Origin of the sequence: Chitinophaga sp. RAB17 (assembly GCF_052114225.1) — a bacterium.
Taxonomy (GTDB): domain Bacteria; phylum Bacteroidota; class Bacteroidia; order Chitinophagales; family Chitinophagaceae; genus Chitinophaga.
In genome coordinates this window covers 597,935-616,296 of sequence record NZ_JBFREI010000004.1, presented here as the reverse complement: position 1 = coordinate 616,296, position 18,362 = coordinate 597,935, and the positions used below count along the sequence as shown (strand labels likewise).

19 protein-coding genes are annotated in these 18,362 nt (G+C 43.0%); 7 read left to right on the top strand and 12 right to left on the bottom strand.

Going from position 1 to position 18,362, the window contains the following annotated elements; all coding sequences use genetic code 11:
- Positions 1 to 636: fatty acid desaturase (locus tag AB4Z08_RS17885; RefSeq protein WP_441575129.1), on the top strand; the 636-nt coding region annotated here is incomplete at its 5' end.
- A 213-nt stretch (positions 637 to 849) separates the two neighbouring features.
- Entirely contained in the window at positions 850 to 1,542 is a 693-nt protein-coding gene (locus tag AB4Z08_RS17880) for an Imm43 family immunity protein (RefSeq protein WP_441575128.1), read from the top strand.
- Positions 1,543 to 1,618: 76 nt separating this feature from the next.
- Here the strand turns inward: AB4Z08_RS17880 and AB4Z08_RS17875 are convergent, their stop codons facing one another.
- From AB4Z08_RS17875 to AB4Z08_RS17845, 7 genes are all read right to left on the bottom strand, one after another.
- Positions 1,619 to 2,470, bottom strand: a complete 852-nt coding sequence (locus AB4Z08_RS17875) for a DUF2911 domain-containing protein (RefSeq protein WP_441575127.1) — start codon at positions 2,468 to 2,470, stop codon at positions 1,619 to 1,621.
- Positions 2,471 to 2,491: 21 nt separating this feature from the next.
- Complete coding sequence (locus AB4Z08_RS17870; RefSeq protein WP_441575126.1) at positions 2,492 to 3,148, bottom strand: response regulator; 657 nt, start codon at positions 3,146 to 3,148, stop codon at positions 2,492 to 2,494.
- 109 nt (positions 3,149 to 3,257) lie between these two features.
- Positions 3,258 to 4,067 (bottom strand): sensor histidine kinase, encoded by an 810-nt coding sequence (locus AB4Z08_RS17865; RefSeq protein ID WP_441575125.1) that lies wholly within the window; start codon positions 4,065 to 4,067, stop codon positions 3,258 to 3,260.
- A complete protein-coding gene (locus AB4Z08_RS17860; RefSeq protein ID WP_441575124.1) occupies positions 4,054 to 4,710 on the bottom strand; it encodes a hypothetical protein in 657 nt (218 codons plus the stop codon). The genes AB4Z08_RS17865 and AB4Z08_RS17860 overlap by 14 nt, the downstream gene beginning before the upstream one ends.
- Positions 4,711 to 4,761: 51 nt before the next feature.
- The gene (locus AB4Z08_RS17855; protein ID WP_441575123.1) at positions 4,762 to 5,169 is read right to left on the bottom strand and encodes a hypothetical protein; all 408 of its coding nucleotides are present in this window, start codon (positions 5,167 to 5,169) and stop codon (positions 4,762 to 4,764) included.
- A 354-nt stretch (positions 5,170 to 5,523) separates the two neighbouring features.
- Positions 5,524 to 5,931, bottom strand: a complete 408-nt coding sequence (locus tag AB4Z08_RS17850) for a hypothetical protein (RefSeq protein WP_441575122.1) — start codon at positions 5,929 to 5,931, stop codon at positions 5,524 to 5,526.
- A gap of 325 nt (positions 5,932 to 6,256) precedes the next feature.
- The gene (locus AB4Z08_RS17845; protein WP_441575121.1) at positions 6,257 to 6,526 is read right to left on the bottom strand and encodes a hypothetical protein; all 270 of its coding nucleotides are present in this window, start codon (positions 6,524 to 6,526) and stop codon (positions 6,257 to 6,259) included.
- A 157-nt stretch (positions 6,527 to 6,683) separates the two neighbouring features.
- On the opposite strand from AB4Z08_RS17845, the gene AB4Z08_RS17840 reads away from it, so the two are divergent.
- Positions 6,684 to 6,899, top strand: a complete 216-nt coding sequence (locus AB4Z08_RS17840) for a helix-turn-helix transcriptional regulator (protein ID WP_441575120.1) — start codon at positions 6,684 to 6,686, stop codon at positions 6,897 to 6,899.
- Positions 6,900 to 7,090: 191 nt separating this feature from the next.
- Here the strand turns inward: AB4Z08_RS17840 and AB4Z08_RS17835 are convergent, their stop codons facing one another.
- On the bottom strand, positions 7,091 to 9,532 hold the full coding sequence (locus tag AB4Z08_RS17835) for an ABC transporter permease (protein WP_441575119.1): 2,442 nt from the start codon (positions 9,530 to 9,532) through the stop codon (positions 7,091 to 7,093).
- A gap of 420 nt (positions 9,533 to 9,952) precedes the next feature.
- Here AB4Z08_RS17835 and AB4Z08_RS17830 point away from each other — a divergent pair, with 420 nt between their 5' ends.
- Positions 9,953 to 10,849, top strand: a complete 897-nt coding sequence (locus tag AB4Z08_RS17830) for a hypothetical protein (protein WP_441575118.1) — start codon at positions 9,953 to 9,955, stop codon at positions 10,847 to 10,849.
- 133 nt (positions 10,850 to 10,982) lie between these two features.
- Here the strand turns inward: AB4Z08_RS17830 and xerD are convergent, their stop codons facing one another.
- Together xerD and AB4Z08_RS17820 are read right to left on the bottom strand one after the other, a co-directional pair.
- Positions 10,983 to 11,882, bottom strand: coding sequence for a site-specific tyrosine recombinase XerD (xerD, locus tag AB4Z08_RS17825; RefSeq protein ID WP_441575117.1), 900 nt, complete (start codon positions 11,880 to 11,882; stop codon positions 10,983 to 10,985).
- A 401-nt stretch (positions 11,883 to 12,283) separates the two neighbouring features.
- The gene (locus AB4Z08_RS17820) at positions 12,284 to 12,700 is read right to left on the bottom strand and encodes a nucleoside-diphosphate kinase (RefSeq protein WP_079471943.1); all 417 of its coding nucleotides are present in this window, start codon (positions 12,698 to 12,700) and stop codon (positions 12,284 to 12,286) included.
- A 165-nt stretch (positions 12,701 to 12,865) separates the two neighbouring features.
- Between AB4Z08_RS17820 and AB4Z08_RS17815 the strand changes: the two genes are divergently transcribed.
- Together AB4Z08_RS17815 and AB4Z08_RS17810 are read left to right on the top strand one after the other, a co-directional pair.
- Positions 12,866 to 13,870 (top strand): DHH family phosphoesterase, encoded by a 1,005-nt coding sequence (locus tag AB4Z08_RS17815; protein WP_441575116.1) that lies wholly within the window; start codon positions 12,866 to 12,868, stop codon positions 13,868 to 13,870.
- 36 nt (positions 13,871 to 13,906) lie between these two features.
- Positions 13,907 to 14,800: an FKBP-type peptidyl-prolyl cis-trans isomerase gene (locus tag AB4Z08_RS17810; protein ID WP_441575115.1), complete on the top strand. Its 894-nt coding sequence runs from the start codon at positions 13,907 to 13,909 to the stop codon at positions 14,798 to 14,800.
- Positions 14,801 to 15,147: 347 nt separating this feature from the next.
- Here the strand turns inward: AB4Z08_RS17810 and AB4Z08_RS17805 are convergent, their stop codons facing one another.
- Both AB4Z08_RS17805 and folP read right to left on the bottom strand, forming a co-directional pair.
- Positions 15,148 to 15,960, bottom strand: coding sequence for a diadenylate cyclase (locus AB4Z08_RS17805; protein WP_133809738.1), 813 nt, complete (start codon positions 15,958 to 15,960; stop codon positions 15,148 to 15,150).
- 24 nt (positions 15,961 to 15,984) lie between these two features.
- Positions 15,985 to 16,845: a dihydropteroate synthase gene (gene folP / locus AB4Z08_RS17800; protein WP_441575114.1), complete on the bottom strand. Its 861-nt coding sequence runs from the start codon at positions 16,843 to 16,845 to the stop codon at positions 15,985 to 15,987.
- A gap of 259 nt (positions 16,846 to 17,104) precedes the next feature.
- Between folP and AB4Z08_RS17795 the strand changes: the two genes are divergently transcribed.
- Positions 17,105 to 18,184: a BT_3928 family protein gene (locus tag AB4Z08_RS17795; protein ID WP_441575113.1), complete on the top strand. Its 1,080-nt coding sequence runs from the start codon at positions 17,105 to 17,107 to the stop codon at positions 18,182 to 18,184.
- Positions 18,185 to 18,362: the final 178 nt, after the last annotated feature.

Sequence of the window (18,362 nt, the reverse complement as noted above, 5' to 3'; positions counted from 1 at the left end):
TTCCAGGGTTCATCATACCTGATTCCAAGAGCTTATGGCGTTATGCACCGCATGCACCATGAATTCAGCGATACCGAGCACGATCCGCATTCTCCACACTTCTTTAAAGACGTTTGGGGTATGATGGTACAAACCCGCAAACTCTATAATGGTTTTGCTACCCGTACCAGCAGCGTTGATCCTAAATTCACCGCAGAGCCATTACCAGAATGGGATGCCATGGATAAATTCGGCGACAGCAACATTACCCGTTTCGCCTGGATGGCTATCTATGTAGCTTTCTACGTGGTATTTGTTCCGGCCGGCATGTGGTATCTTTATTTACTGTTGCCTATCCACTTCCTGATGGGACCTGTACAAGGTGCTATTGTTAACTGGTGCGGTCATAAATATGGTTACCAGAATTTTGACAACAGTGACCACTCCAGAAATACTTCTCCATGGGGTATTATACTGATGGGTGAGCTGTTCCAGAACAACCACCATAAATTTAAAGACAGTCCTAACTTCGCTAAGAAGTGGTATGAATTTGATCCAAGCTACCAGGTAATGAAGCTGCTGAACTTTGTAGGTATCATCAAGCTGAAACCTGCCATGATAACACCTGCACAGCTGAAGAAAGCGAAAGCTGCGTAATAATACACTGTACAATCAATCTGTTACAATAATAGAAAGTGCCTTGCCGTAATGGTGAGGCATTTTTTATGCAGGTATATACCGTACTTCCCGAAGAATCAGAAAGATAAAACAAAGGTGGAAAATGTCCTACCTTTAGCGCATAGGCTATATGCTTTGTAGGTGCTGATACTAATTATAGGATGATCTACCATTACCCAAAACGCTGAGCACATGCATTTTTATCTGAAATATAAAGGAAACGAAATCAAAGGGAGTGGATTACCGATATGGTTGGAAACAAGATTTCCTATTGTTGATGAAACGCCAGGACTTGACAAAAAGCTATTGAATGGTGATAGGGCATCGTTGCGATTAATAGAGGGGCAGGATATTGTTTTCAATGAAAGCAATATCAATTTCGATTTCTTTGATCAACACAAGGATATTAAAATAGTGTCTGATGATTTTCTTAAGATGCTGACTGGATTGAAGATTGACTATTCATTTGCAAAGTTGAATGCCTTTGTTACTGGCAGCAAACAAAAGGCTATAAGAATTACACATAAATCATATTTTGTATGCTCCATTTGCACTGAGCTGGATGCCATTGATTTACATACTTCTGAATACAGACTGGAGAGAGCGGCAGATGGAAGTATTATTTATCAGGATGAGGAAAGAAAGGATCCCCAATTAAAATACATATACAGGTATCTTGTCGACAGTCAAAAAACAGACGGATATGATTTATTCCGGCCAAAGCAGCTGCCAGCGAGACTACTCGCATCAGAAAATTTTTTGATTAAAGCCAGGCAGGAGCATCTTTTGGGATTGCATTTGCCGCCAACCGTAGATATTGATCTGATGGACTTTCCCGGATACCGGGCCTCCCAGAGAGTAGTGGACAAAATTCAGGGAAGTTAAAAAAATCCCGGCTATCATTCGATAGCCGGGACATATACTTTACACAGCTGCCTGTTTCGGGCAGATGATAGAGAGCCTATTTTAAAGTAGCCAGTAACTTTTTGTTCAGCGTTACATAGTCATCGTTCTTAGCAGTGGTAGCCAGTTCGATAGATTTCTGTGCAGCTTCTTTTGCTACTTTTACATTCTTCGCTTTTGCATTGATGCGTGCTTTCTGGTACCAAACCCAAAATGCGTCCGGGCTTTGTGTAGCTGCTTCGTTGATCCACTCTACTGCCTTGGTGAGGTCTTTACCAGTTTCATAGTAATATACCGCTGCCTGGTAGTAAGGCTTTTTGTCGGCAGACTGCATCGCATCGTTGATCTGCGCAGTGATTTTATCATCGATATCAGCACCAATGGTTACTGGTACTTTTGTTTTGTCCCAGCTGAGGGTCAATACTACGGAGTTGGAACGTACGTCCTCAAAGCCGATGGTAAAGCTTTCCTGGCTGAAAGGAGCTGCTACAGGTTTTACCTGTACGCGGGCGATATCGTTTTCCTGTTTGTAAGCAGACGGGCTGGTTACATCCAGGCTGCTGGTCAGGATCACGGTCCAGGACTGAGCGCCGGGGATAGTGAGCAAGCCGTATTTACCTGCTTTCACAGGTACACCGCCAAATTTCACATCTTCTCCGAAAGTAATGGTAGTAGCACTGTTAGCGCCGGTTCTCCATACTTTGCCGTAAGGCACCAGATCGCCCATGATCACCCTGCCGTTTTTCAGCGGACGGGAGTAGCTCAGCTCTATGTTGGATAAAGCGAAGTCCTGTTTGATCGTTTGTGTAGGGCTTGGCGCAGGCATTTTAATTCCCTGTGCGAGGGTAGTGCCGGCATACAGCAATAGCATAGCGCCAGCTGTAGCAGCAAAGGTTCTGATAGTTCTCATGATTAGGTGGGTATTTAAAATCTATTCTATTAATCCGTTTCGGAATGCGTACAGTACCAGTCCAACGCTGTTTTTAACGTTGATTTTTTCTAATAATTTTTGACGGATGCCTTCTACAGTGCGGGGACTCAGAAAAATCTGTTCAGAAATCTCCTGGGTGGTGAGTTCATTACAGATCAGCTTCAGTACTTCCTGTTCCCGGTCGTTCAGTTGTATTTCGTTTTTGAGTGTAGGCTTAAACTGTTGCTTGTTTTTATGTAATACCTTTTTAAGCAGTGCCAGGTTTACATTTTCATTGAAATAAAATCCTTTTTCGTAAGTAGTACAGATAGCTTCATAGATTTCTTCCGGTTCCGCATTTTTGAGTAAATAGGCATTGGCGCCGTTTTCCACGAGATGGACAATGAAGTTGTCATCTTCATACATAGTGAGTATGATGATCTTTACATCAGGATACTTTTCTTTTACTTTGACGGTGGCTTCAATGCCATCCATGTTAGGCATTTTGAGATCCATGAGGATCACATCCGGTTGTTGTGATTCCATGATCTGCAACAGATGCAGCCCGTCATCGGCTTCAAATATGAAGCGGATATTTTCGTATGGAATCAGAGTATTTATCACTCCACTGCGAAAGATCTTATGATCATCCGCAATGGCCACTTTTATGTGTGCCATAAATGGACAGTTAGAAGATTTGCTATTATTTTATTGAGAATAAATTACTATAAGTCATGCCGTTACAAACACAACCGGACGGCAATTTAGTAATAAAACAACATAAGTATCAACTATTCTGTGTGGGCGCCTGATAATTCTCTACACTAATCGAAGCAATAGTTCCTTGTGGTGTTCTGGAAGTGAAGGTAATATTTCCACCGATAATATTAAGACGGCTTTCAATATTTTTAAGTCCCAGGCTGCCGGTTTTCTTGCGGGAATCGGCCAGGGACGGGAGTAATGCTCCATTACCATTATCTTCCACATTAATGGTTAACAGGGAAGGAGTGGTTTGGTAAGTGATCAGTACTTCCGTCGCCTCGGCATGTTTCAGGATATTATTCAGCAGTTCCTGCACCACGCGGTATACGTTTAATGCTTTTTCTCTATCTACGGTTTGCCCGTTGCCAGCGGTTTTGAATGCTATTTTTACCTGTTTATTTTTGTTCATCAGGTTACAGAACGAGTCCAGTGCATGCGCCAGGCCAAGGTTTTCCAGTGCCTGTGGGTGGAGGCTCTGGGAAATAAACCGCAGTTGCTGGATAATGATGTCCGCAAAGTCTTTGGTTTCTTTCAGGCGTTCTGTTTCGCCATTGCCGGTTTTCAGCAGGGGTTGAAGCCCGCCGAGATTAAGTTTTAGTACAGAGAGTTGGGCACCCACCTCATCATGAAGGTCTTCTGCAATACGTTTACGTTCCTGCTCCTGGCCCTGGAGTACGGCGATGAGGCGTTCACGTTGGAGTTGGAGGTCTTTATCACGAATGACAAGCTTATGTTGGATTACCTGTTTCTGTTGCAACATCACTAATATGATCACAATTACTCCAAGCATTAACATTACTGTAGTGCCAATTACAATAATATCAACTGTCTGCATATCTCAGTTTTTTATTCTTTGAGAGACCAATATAAAGAAGAATCATGGATATTATGCCAACAATATAGTTGATAGTAAATATTGTTATCGTCATTCCCATTCTGGCAACTCCTGAAGTTTGCAATGCCTGTAGATGATTGTAACTGATACAGAATAGAAATTCAGTACAGGAGAAAATGAATATCGCTGCACTATACCAGAAGACAGGCAACGAATCAATATAAATGGCTTTTTCAATAAGCTCCTTATCCTTAATCATCTGGAGGAAGTAATAAACACCATAAACAAGTAAAACCAGATTCTTTACTCCTGATGAAATAGAGTTGAAAGCCCGCACCCCTTCAATAAAGAATAAATCGAAAACAAATATTGCCAGAATTAAAAGCGGCATATATCGAACGATGGTGCGTACGGTGGGGTTTTTAATGGAGATGTAATAAAATACGGATAGGATAACAAATTGGATAAAGTACATTAAGTTGAAAAACCACATGTTATTGCCATAAAACTTCTGAAGAATATAAGATCCTCCGGCAAAAACGGTACAACTCAATATGTAATAAAACATGCACTTTGATGCCTTATCAAGTAATTTATATTGCAGGATGAAGGGGATCAGAACCAAAAATTCGACCCCCATCATGCAATAGTAGATAATCCAGAAGAATGTTATATTCACTTGATTGCTTTATAATTACGGTCTTTTCCCGGAACAATATTCAGGGCATGGAACGCCAGAATCTAATATTTTCGCCTGCAAAGTTTTAGCAACGGCGATAGTCTTATCTGTTTCAGTAATAGGTGTGGGCAGAATATCATCACCTTCTTCGTTTACTGCTACGAGAATCATCTTCTTTTCTTTTATTCCATCTCCATCAGTATCTATTTTTATTCCATAGTATATCCTTAAGGCTACTGCGCCTGGTTGATCTAACAATTCCAATACTTTGTCTTTGCCATAGCACATCGCCTTAACATGAGTACCAAAGGACTTTTGGTTTACATGATCATCATCATGATTTTTGGTGAGTTCGTTCATTTCGTCAAGCGAAATGAAACCACCTGCATCCGATGGAATAGGCCTCTTGTAAGAATCGCTCATTGTGGGTAAGTTTTAGTTTGGGGGTAAAATTATTATAAATTATCACATATACAAGCAGGCGTTAAGATGTAAATTAAAAAGCGCAGATATATTATGATCAGCGCTGATGCACTGTGCTATTGTGTTTTATCGATTTTAGCTAATGGTTAAAGGTGAATTGATTACGTAGACTTATCCGCAGAATGCGTAGAAGTACGCATTCTTTTATTTTATCAATGAACCATCAAATTTTTTTTTGGTTAATGGAGTTCATCATTATTTAATGCCATTAATAATAAGCATATACAGGCGTTTGTGTTCCTGGCTGCAAACAACAAGGTTGATAATATTATGACGTGTTTTAAAGATCCCGTGTTAAGGTAATTTCCCGGAACAATATTCAGGGCATGGAACGCCAGAATCTAATATTTTCGCCTCCAAAGTTTTGGCAACAGCGACAGTCTTATCTGTTTCAGTAATAGGTGTGGGCAGAATATCATCACCTTCTTCGTTTACTGCTACAAGAATCATTTTCTTTTCTTTTCTTCCATCTCCATCAGTATCTACTTTTATTCCGTAGTATATCCTTAAAGCTACTGCGCCTGGTTGATCTAACAATTCCAATACTTTGTCTTTGCCATAGCACATCGCCTTAACATGAGTACCAAAGGACTTTTGGTTTACATGATCATCATCATGATTTTTGGTGAGTTCGTTCATTTCGTCAAGCGAAATGAAACCGCCTGCATCCGATGGGATAGGCCTCTTGTAAGAATCGCTCATTGTGGGTAAGTTTTAGTTTGGGAGTAAAATTATTATAAATTATCGCATATACAAGCAGGCGTTCAGATGTAAGCTAAAAAACGTAGATATATTATCATAGGCGCTGATTCAGCGTGCTATTGTGTTTTACCGATTTTAGCTAATTGTTGAAGTTGAATTGATTACGTAGGCTTATCTGTAGATTGCGTAGAATTACGCATCCTTTTATTTTAGCAATGAGCCTTCAAATGGAAAGTGACTAATACTGATTTATAATAAACTACTAAGGCGCCTTTCGTGGCGCCTTTTCTTATATGAACAAAGCGGCATCATTGAATTTGAAAATTTATATTTTTTGGGAGATAACAAACGCCGCTTCTATAACCCGATGTAATTCCGTAAAACAGGAGAATACTTTCATTCGCTCTTTTACAGAGTTGTAAGGGCTATCAGGGTTAGTCAGCGCTTCGGTTTGTACTGAAGAAAGGATGTAGCTGGTTTCACCCGGACCGAATAGCTCGAAGAAGTTTTTCAAAACAGCTTCCGGATGGAGGAATTCTTCATCCGTTAGGCGTAAAGGCTTTTGTGTGAAAGCGTATATTGCGTGGGGTTGCATATGGATGATGTTTGAATAAAGATACTTAATTAGTTGTAATTTAACTAAAATTGGTTGTAATATTACTAATAAAAATTGTAATAATATCTATATTGCAGCTATTCAATTCATAAATAATTCTTATTTTGCTATAAATAATTCCGGAACCAAACATTATATGGCTAAGAAGATATATAATAGGATTAAAATAGTTATCGTGGAAAAAGGGCGGACAAATAACTGGCTGGCCGAGAGGCTAGAGGTAACTGTAGGAACGGTTTCCAAGTGGTGTACAAACAGCGTGCAGCCAGGAATAGAATCTCTGTTTGCCATTGCGGAGGCATTGGACGTAGATGTGAGGGAATTACTGATTAGTACAAAGAAAAATGGCTAGGCAATGCCCCGTACTATTATTACTTCTCGTATACTTCTCGAATACTTCTCCGGTACCTGGGACTCGTCTATCTATTACATTCCTGCTATACTTCTATTACAGTTCCACTACATTGCTACTACTGTTACATTACTCTTTTACTACACTCTTACTACACTCTTACTACTCTTTCACTGCACTATCGATAAAATTTATTCCATTCTGAGGCTCCTGACAGGATTGGCCACCGCTGCCCGAATGGCCTGAAAGCTTACCGTGGCCAGCGCAATGAGCAAAGCAACCAGACCCGATGCCGGGAAAATCCACCAACTGAAATTTACCCGGTAGACAAAGTCCTGCAACCATTTATTCATGACCCACCAGGCCAAAGGAGTGGCGATGAAGAAGGCGATGACCACCAGCTTTATAAAATCCGCCGAAAGCAAACCAACGATCCCTTGTACACTTGCTCCCAGTACTTTGCGGATTCCCATCTCCTTTGTTCTTTGTTCCGCAACAAATGTTGCCAATCCGAACATACCCAGACAGGAGATCAATATGGCCAAAACTGAAAAGATAGTAGCAATTTTTCCAACCTGTTGCTCGGATTGGTACATTTCGTTAAAGGAATCATCGAGGAACCGGAAGCTGAAAGGTGCACCAGGCGCCAGCGCCGTCCATTTGTTCCTGACCTGTCCGATCAGCGGGGCGATGACGGAGGTATTCACTTTAAAAGAGGCAAGGCCGGTGCTTCTTTGCAAGGTGAACATAAGCGGACCTACTTCGTGGTGCAGGGTTTCAAAATTAAAATTCTTTACCAGGCCTACGATCGGATAGGCGGTTGGCTTTCCGGCATCATTGAAGGTATATACATTCTTTCCTATCGGATCGGCATACCCTAAAATCCTGGCCGCCGCCTCGTTGATGATTACAGAGGAGGAATCCGTTCTGGAACCGGGAGAAAAATTCCTTCCCTTTAACACTTTGATACCTATTGTAGAAAAGTACCCGTCGTCAATCGCCCAGGTGGCTATATTGAAACTGTTGGATGCAGTTTGGACAGGGTCTTTGAAGATGTTATATACATTACGGGAAGATTTGGATACCGGAAGAAAGCCACTAAGCGTCCCGGCTTTTACACCGGATAATTGTGTCACTTCCTTTTTAAATGCATCCGCATTGCTGCCCAGCGCATCGGCACCATCAATAATCAATACCTGCTCCTTGTTAAATCCAAGGTCGCGTGTCTGAATATAATGCAGTTGCCGGAATACAACGACTGTCCCAATGATCAGCACAATTGAAATGGTAAACTGGACGATGACCAGGGCGCTCCGAAGCCCTCCACTTTTTGTTCCTGCCTTAAGCCTGCCTTTCAATACTTCGATAGGTTTAAAGCCGGAGAGGAAGAAAGCCGGATAGCTTCCCGCCAGCAGTCCTACTGCAAAAGGCAATGCGATCATCAGTGGCAGGATCACCGGGGAAAAAAGACTTGCCAGGGTCATTGTTTTGCCGGACAGTGAATTGAAAAGTGGTAGTGCCAGAAAGGTGATACCGATGCCGATCAATAAGGACAGAAATACCATCAGGACAGATTCAATGAGGAACTGCATCACCAGTTCTCTGCGATCAGTACCCAATACTTTGCGGACGCCTACTTCCCGCGCTCTGCCGATAGATCGGGCCGTTGTCAGGTTCATGAAGTTGACACAGGCAATGAGCAGAATGAACAGGGCCACGGCAGAAAAAATGGCAACATATTGCACACTGCCGGGTGGGCTGAGTTCTTCTCCGCCCTGCCTGTCGGAATACAGGTGTATTTGTGTTACAGGAATGAGCGAAAAGCTAAACCGGTTCCCCGATTTTTCCAGGTCTGCCATACTGTAGATCTGAAAATCCTTCATGATGGGGATAAGATGTTTTTCAATATAGTCGGGAAACTTTTTTTCAAAAGCTTTGTAATCAGTGCCGGGTTTGAGGACGAGGTAGGTGTGGAAATTAGCATTGCCCAATTGTCCCCATTTGTAGTCCAGGCTTTTCATCGGGAAGAGGAGGTCAAAATGGAAATGGGTATTGCCGGGAATATCGGCTATCACAGCACTCACTTTATAGGGAATGTCCTTGCCGCCTTCCTGCACTTCGAGCATTTTGCCGATGGCGCTGCCGGCCGATCCGAAATAGCGGACCGCAGTGGATGCCGTTATCACTACGGTATGGGGAACATTCAATGCAGTCAGGGTATTGCCTTCCAGGGCCGGGAATGCAAAGACATTGAAGAAGGTGGAATCAACATAAGCGGTACGCGTTTCTGTGATATACTCATGGTCTTTCCTGATCAGTTTTACGTCACCGCTGTGCGAATAAATCCGGGTGTATTCCTGCACCTGTGGATAATCCTCTTTAAGAATGGGCCCCATCATATCCGAAGTTTCGGCCACGTGAAGCTCCTGACCACCCCAACGGGCATCCCCGTTGATACGATAGATATTTCCTGTTTTATTATAGTAACGGTCGAAGCTCAGTTCATCCAGCACATACAGTCCAATCAGCAGAAAGCAGCCAAGTCCCACTGCCAGACCGGTGATGTTGATAAAGGAGAATGTCCTGTTTCTCAGCAGATTTCTCCAGGCGATTTTCAGGTAGTTTCTAAGCATGCTTTCAATTGGCTTTTTGCAGGTAACTACATTGCCCAAAAACATGCCTTTTCATATCAACCTGATAATCAGATGAACGAAGATGCCTTGTTGTCCGTATCCGAACACACATAGTCCATATCCGGGCGCATGACATGCTGCATTCTTCCTCATAACATCTTGCCAATCAATCTCACCACGTAACTCTCATGCTGATATGCGTACTTATACGTATTCATTTTTTTCAGTTGTTAAACGCTTGACTCCTCTTCTAAACTTCCTAATCTTTGTATTGTCAACTGGCTTAGTAATCTATTGTCCTCAGAAAAGTTTAATAGTAATTGGCCTTTCTACCTTGTTTGTCTTTGATTTAGTATATGCAGAAACAATTCATCAGGTGATGCTCGTTAACCCCTTTTTTTTCGTTAAAAAAATAAAATTATGAGTTACCTATTAATCGGAAACATCTCTGCACTTATTTGTAATGATTGTATTGAGCCACTGGCAAATGCACGCATTCGTATTTATCTGCCGGATATAAGAAACCGGACAGAAAATCAGGCATCAGGTATCTTTAATGACATGAAGCCGTTGTCAGCCAAAGAAGTACTGATGAAGGCCGACCGGTTGCTGGCTCACACCACGCTGGATGAAAAAGGAAACTTTAGTCTTAGCTGGGACGAAGTACATCTCTTTACCGAACCACTGGAACTGGACCTTTGTCTGGATCAGTTACCCGGTAAAAATGGTAGCCAGCAGTCGCGCAACTTTCACCTGAGCAGTATTGTGTTGCACTGGAAACGGAATAGTAATGGTTATGTTGGCGCCTATGCCTACGTAATACCTGCCACCATCTGGCATAACATTTATGCCAATGCAGGAGCCTGGGTAATTACAGGAGTGGTAAAACCCCATCTGGGCGCGGCAGGGCAGCCTCATTTGAAAGTAGAAGCCTATAACGCGCAAACCGGTCAGATAATCGGGCACGCGAAGACAGATGAGGTGGGTCGGTACTTTCTTCATTTCTCCCGCCAACATGTGCGGTCAGGGTTGATGAAGTCGATTATACCGGACCGGAAAAACCTGGGACCAGATGTGTATTTTAAAATTTATAAAAATGAACAACTGCTGTGGGCAGAAGATGAAAGGATGTCTCAATCCAGAGACCGCCGGGACATTGCCCCCTGCAGCAACCTGAATATAATTTATAAGCGTTCGAGAGTCAAAAGGGCGTCCAGTCAGATTGGTAGCTGGTTAAGCGATATGATTACGCTAACGGCCCAACGAAAAAATAAGAGTGATAAAGATCGTTTGCTAACCCACTACAGCTTATTGTAAAAGAAAAGAAAGTTCGAAGTCTTCCATCTGTTAGTCAACTCCGTCATCAACACGACGTTCCCCGAATGTTGACCCATCTTAATGGCAAAAGAGCAGCTACCTTTCCCCGGGTAGCTGTTTCTTTTTATAGCCCTTAGAACCTCGGATGAAAACGCAGCAGGGTATCTCTTAAATACTCCCGGTCCAGGTGTGTATAAATTTCTGTTGTTGTAATGCTTTCATGCCCCAGCATTTCCTGTACGGCGCGCAGGTCGGCGCCGCCTTCTACCAGGTGGGTAGCAAACGAGTGCCGGAAGGTATGGGGCGACACATTTTTATGAATGCCTGCTTTCTTCGTCAGCTCCTTAATCACCAGGAAAATCATGACCCGGCTCAGGGCGCCGCCCCGGCGGTTCAGAAAGAGGGTGTCTTCTTCTCCATACTTAACGGGCAACTGTATACGAACATTTCTCCGGTAAATATCTATCTGCCGCATGGCGTCTTTGCCAATGGGTACCATCCTTTCTTTATTGCCTTTACCTATTACGCGGATAAATCCTACGTCCATATGCAGCTGGGTAATCTGTAGGTTGATGACTTCACTTACACGCAGCCCGCAGCTATACATCGTTTCCAGGATCGCTTTGTTGCGGTGTCCTTCGGCGGTGTCCAGCGATATCTGGGCAATGATTTGTTCTATCTCTTCAAAGGTGAGTACGTCCGGTAGTTTACGTAACACCTTGGGGGCTTCGAGCAGTTGGGTAGGATCTTCCTGGGCCATGTCTTCCAGCAACAGGAATTTATAAAATGCTTTGAGGCCTGAAATTGTTCTGGCCTGGGAGGTAGCGGTCATTCCCAGTTTGGCAATCCATTGTACGCAACCTTGCAGGTCTTCCAGGGTTACATCCTGGGGGCGGAGTTTATCTTTGCCGACCGACATCAGGTATTGCTCCAGCTTTTCTACATCACGCACATATGCTTCTACGGAGTGGTCGGACATGGACCGCTCCAATCTTAAATACCCTTTAAACAGTTTCCGGAATGATTGCCACATAGAAGGGCAAGTTAAAAAGTTTTAGGGGAAACAACGTGAACGGCTATCCGAAATGGTAATATTATACCAGCTTTTTTGGGTCAAAAAGAGGAGAGGGGTATTTGTTTAAAGTCAGGCTTTCGTTGTATAGGTATAAATATCTGATAATGAATTATTTGACAAGATGAATATTTTGGTGATTTTACCTGAAAAAAGCCTGTTTTCTGGGCTTATTTAAGCATCACATTTTCATTAAAAATCATGTGTTTACGCCGATTTGGCAGGCGGCGGTGTTTGTTGAGCAAATTACTTTAGGTAGATGGATATAAATAGTTTTAAATGAAGAGCTTAGATACTATAAAAATAAAAAGGGCTGGCGTTTTGAAGCGCCAGCCCTTTTGCAATGAATTTGCGTTGTAGTACTAGAATTTTTCCAGACCGCTGAAGAAGAAGTTGCCTTCAATTGCAGCGTTCTCATCAGAGTCGGAACCGTGAACTGCGTTACGGCCGATAGACTCTGCGTATTTTTTACGGATGGTACCTTCTTCTGCATTAGCAGGATTGGTAGCACCAATCAGTTTACGAAAATCTTCTACGGCGTTGTCTTTCTCCAGGATAGCCGCTACGATATGGCCGCTGCTCATGAATTCTACCAGTTCACCGTAAAAAGGTCTTTCCGCATGTACTGCATAAAACTCACCTGCTTTAGCAGTAGATAACTGCGTCATCTTCATGGCTACGATGCGGAAACCTGCAGCGTTGATCATGTTTAAAATGCCGCCAATGTGCCCGTTTGCTACTGCATCAGGCTTGATCATAGTAAATGTTCTGTTGCTCATATAATGTTTAATTCCGAATTACAGATTAGGCCGCAAAAGTAATTACATTTTCTTTAGTGGTAAAAAATTTTGAAATTCTGGCTCAAATAAAGATCTTCGCACTTCGTTTTCTGTTTCAACCACTTGTTGTGATTGGAAATCAACTCTTAACATTACAGTTTTTTAATGAAGCCGATCGAGGAAATTAAGCCTTTGCTGGAAAGCCCTAAGAAAGTGGTCATCACGATGCATCAGAAGCCAGATGCGGATGCCATGGGATCTTCCTTAGCAATGTACCACTACTTAGTGCAGAAAGGACACCAGGTAACTGTAATATCACCCACTAACTTTCCGGATTTCCTGAAATGGATGCCAGGAGCTGATTTGGTTATTGACTACGAATCTTCCATGGACCGGGCTATCGAGGCATTGAAAGGCATAGAACTCCTGTTTTGCCTGGACTTCAACGCCTTGTACCGCACCAAAAATCTGGCGCCCCACCTGGAAAAACTGGATTGTATCAAAATCCTTGTAGACCATCACCTGGAGCCTCAGCCCAATTTCGAATACGGAATTAGTGATACCAAAGCCAGCTCAACTGCCCAATTAGTTTATGAAACTATATATAAATTGGGAGATGAGCAGTATATTAACCTCGAAATTGCACAGTGCATCTATGCCGGTACTGTAACCGATACGGGTTCTTTCCGCTTTGCATCTACTTCTGCTGCCGTGCACCGCATGGTGGCCGATCTGATGGACAGAGGCCTGCGCCACGAGGTAATACATCAGGCGATCTACGACAATTTCCTGGAAAACCGCCTGCGCTTCCTCGGACATAGTCTGCTGAACCGCATGGAAGTATTCTATGAATACAATACCGCCATGCTGGCCATTCCTTATTCCGACCTGAAAAGGTTTGACCTGCAAACAGGGGATACGGAAGGCCTGGTAAATTTCCTGTTATCCATACAGGGCATTAAAATGGCCGCACTGATCATTGACAGAAACTCAGAAGTTAAATTGTCATTCCGCTCCAAAGGAGATTTCGATGTGAATACTTTCGCCCGCAAATACTTCGATGGTGGTGGACACTTTAACGCTTCCGGTGGTCGCAGCGTAGATCCCCTGGAAAAAACCGTTGACCGTTTCATTAAGGCGGTCGAGGAAAACGAGGATCTGCTGCAATAAGTTAAATAAAGTATTTCAACCTACTAATACAAACAAATGAAAAAAAACAATCAGTTATTAGTTGCAACTGCAGCTTTAGGCTTTCTGATAGCCAGTTGCGGAACGGGTGTTAAAAAAACACCGAGCGGTATTGAGTATATCGTTCACAAATCTGGCAGCGGAGCACAACTGAAATTGGGTGATACTGCCCTTCTGAATGTAACCCAACGCATCAATGATTCCCTGTTGGGCGAGTCCCGTAAAATGGTTGGAGCTGCCGTTCCGGTAGTGTTGCAGAAGCCAGCAAACAAGTTTGATCTGATGGAAGGTATTGCTCTCCTGCACGCAGGTGATAGCGCTACTTTTATCATTCCCTGGGATTCATTACCAGCTCAGGAGCGTCCTCCGTTTGGTAAAAAAGGTGACAAGCTGAAAATCACTTTCGCTGTAGAAGGTATATACTCTGCTGCTGCCCAGAGAGAAAAAGACGAGAAACTCATCAGTGAGTACCTCGACAAAAACAAAATCAAAGCTACTAAAAACGCTGCAGGCGTATACGTAGCCGTTAACCAGGAAGGTACCGGCGCTACACCTAACCCAGGTGATACCGTTTATGTACACTACACTGGTAAACTGACCACCGGTAAAGTATTTGATTCCAGCCAGGATTCAACTATGCGCCCAGGTATGCCTTTAGAACCAATTAAATTCCCTATCGGTCGTGGTTTCGTGATCAGAGGTTGGGATGCTGGCTTAAGCGGCCTGAAAAAAGGTTCCAAAGCAACACTGGTAATTCCTTCCGGCTTAGCTTACGGCTTACAGGGCAGTCCTCCAGTAATTCCTGGTAACTCTATCCTGGTATTTGACGTACAACTGGTAGACATTAAAGCAGGTGCTCCAGAAGCAGCAGCTCCGGTAATGCCGGCTCCAGCTCCAGCTCCAGGGAAATAGTGAAACAGCTGTTAGCTATTAGCTTTTAGCTTTTAGTAAATGCAGCGGAGATTGACAGAGAAGATTAACAATCCTCATAAAAAGAAAGGAGATCGGGTATAATACCCGATCTCCTTTCTTTTTATATTTAAACAGCGGTTAGCTATTAGCTTTTAGTAAATGCAGCGGAGATTGACAGAGAAGATTAACAATCCTCATAAAAAGAAAGGAGATCGGGTATTATACCTGATCTCCTTTCTTTTTTTATATTTATTTACTAACAGCTAACAGCTGTTTCACTAGTTAATCTTCTCTGTCAATCTCCGCTGCATTTGCTAACAGCTAAAAGCTAATAGCTAACCGCTGTTCTACGCATATCCGTCAATCAGCACTTCATATAACTTCACTTTCAGGTCTTCCAGTGATACATCCTGTGTCAGGACCCCGTCCATTGCATAGGAAACGGTACCCCTTTCCTCAGATACGATAATGGCCAGGTTATCGCTATGCTCGGTGATGCCCACGGCGGAACGGTGACGTAAGCCGATACGTGTAGGCAGATTCGGATTTTCAGACACCGGCAATATCACTTTGGCTGCCAGGATCTTATTACCTACTATAATCAATGCACCATCATGCAGGGGACTGTGCTTCTCAAAAATGCTTTCTATCAGCTTGGCACTCACGTTACCATCAATAGGAATACTGGATGCTGAGTCGAATTTTAGTCGATAGGTAGTTGCAATTACCATCAGTGCACCGGTAGAAGTACTCTGCATTCTGCTCACCGCAACAATGAGTTCATTGATAATATTTTCTTCTTCCTTATAACTCTTAAACTTATCAGGAAGGAACAACTTGGTCAAAAAACTATCCTTGCTCAGCGGTGTCTTCTTTCCCAATACCAGCAAAAACTTCCGGATCTCCGGCTGAAAAATAATAATGATGGCAATGATACCCACATTAATAAAGTTCTGCAGGATTATGGTCAGAATAGGCATCTGTAAAGCCCTGACCAGGAAATACGCTGCATATACCATCAACAACCCAACGAAAATATTGAAAGCAAGACTACCTTTTAATAAACGATATAATTGAATGATTAAAAAAACAACAATCAGCAGGTCCAAAACATTCAGCCAGCGAAACTCAACCCCATAAAATTGTATTACTTCCTTCATAGTTGTAAAAATAGCAAGATTTAATTAGCCTTTCATTTTCTCCATAATCCTTACCGCTTCTACAGCGGCTTTAACGTCATGTACCCTTAATATATGCGTGCCCTGTTGAAGGGCAATGGTATTCAATACTGTTGTGCCATTCAATGCCTCCACCGGCGTAATGTCCAGTAACTTATAGATCATCGATTTGCGGGAAATGCCTGTCAGCACCGGAACACCCAGGATATCTTTAAACAGATGCAGCTCCTTCAGCAGGGCATAATTATGTTCAATGGTTTTCCCGAAGCCAAAGCCTGGATCTGCAATAAAGTCTTTGATGCCCGCTGCGCGGCATTCCGCCAGCTTTTGTTTCAGATAGTCCAGCACCTCGGTCACTACATTTTCATATTGAGGACGCTGCTGCATGGTAGCAGGCTTGCCCTGCATGTGCATCGCAATATAAGGTACCTGCAACTGCCCAACAACCGGAATCATGTTGGCATCCATATCACCGGCACTCACATCATTAATAATAGCTGCACCGGCATGCACCGCTTTTTCAGCTACGGCGGCATACCAGGTATCTATAGAAATAATAGCAGTCGGATAACGGTTGAGTATAGCGTGAATAGCTGGTAATAAACGATGTAGTTCTTCTTCTGCACCAATCACATCTGCACCGGGACGGGTGCTTTGTGCGCCCAGATCCAGGATGGTAGCGCCTTCTTCCAGGTGCTGCTTCGCCTTTTCCATCACCAGGTGCAACTCATGCATACGGTTGCCTTCATAAAAAGAATCTGTGGTTACATTAATAATACCCATCACCGCTGGTGTAGACAGCGACAATAATTGCCCCCTGCAATTAATAGCTGGTGAGGAGAATGTTTGGATATGGTCTGGTTTCATTTGAATGCGTTAAGTAGTTAGCATGCAGGCCTCTGTTGCCTGATTTTCATATAGTTCTGGCCTTTTACCCGAAATTCTTTATTTTGCCTGCAAATCTAAGAAGGAAAATCAATCATTTCCGAATTTAGGGATTTAGTGCTTTAATTCAGCAACAGATTTACCAGCGGCGTCAACAAAATGTTGCGCTCATCAATTTTAGAGAAATGTAAATCATGATTGTCCTTATCTTCACGGATCACAATCACCATTAAACTATTTTATGAAGATTATCCTTAACCTGTTGCGTATAATCGTTGGGGTGTTATTCATTTTCTCCGGTCTTATTAAAGCCAATGACCCGTTGGGGCTCAGTTATAAAATGGAGGAATTTTTCGAAGTGTTGCATCTGACATTTCTTTCTCCCTATTCCCTGGCATACTCGATATTGATGAATGCCTTCGAAATCATTGCAGGGGTGGCCGTGCTGGTAGGATACCGCATGCGTATCTTTTCAGTGCTGCTGTTACTGCTCATCATCTTCTTTACCTTCCTCACCGGTTACGCGCTATTCAGCGGCACCATCCGTGAATGCGGCTGTTTCGGCGACTGTATCAAACTCACCGCAGTAGAAACATTCTGGAAAGATGTGATCCTGTTAGTGATGATCCTCGTGATTTTTTTCTACCGCAAACAAATTCAACCTGTCAAGGGGGCTGGTATTGCCCTGGTGATAGCAACGATCCTGTCTTTTGGTATTCAATGGTATACTTTAAAACACCTGCCTTTTGTTGACTGCCTGCCTTATAAAATAGGTAATAATATTCCGGAGAAGATGAAACTGCCTCCAGGCGCTACTCCGGACGTGTACGAAATGATGTTTATTTATGAGAAAGATGGTCAGAAGAAAGAATTTACGGCAGACAACTACCCATGGTCAGACAGCACCTGGAAGTTTGTAGACCGTAAAGACAAACTGGTGAAGAAAGGTAATGCAGAACCAGCCATCAAGGATTTCATCCTCACGGATGCCGATGGTGTAAATCAAACCCAGGCCATTTTAGCAGAAACCAAACCCGTATACCTCTTCCTCGTACAAAATGTACAGAAGGCGGGTAGCGGCTGGGACGTGAAAATGAAAGTGCTGCAGGACAAGTGGAAAAATCAGGGTATATTAATATATGGAGTGACAGCTTCTACCAAAGAAGAAATAGCTGCGTTTAAACAACAACATGGCCTGGAGTTTCCATTTGTACAGATGGATGGTGTAGCCATCAAAACAGCCGGCAGAAGTAATCCCTGCCTGATACTGCTGGATAAGGGTACCATCAAAGGCAAATGGCACTATAATGATATTCCGTGATAGCTTTTAGCTGTTAGCTATTAGCTGTTAGTAAATGCAGCGGAGATCACCTGCTGATTTTTAGTATATTACTAGCAGCTATTAGCTATTAGCTGTTAGTAAACGCAGCGGAGATCACCTGCTGACTTTTATTACATTTACTAATAGCTAATAGCTAAAGGCCAATCGCTAAAGACTA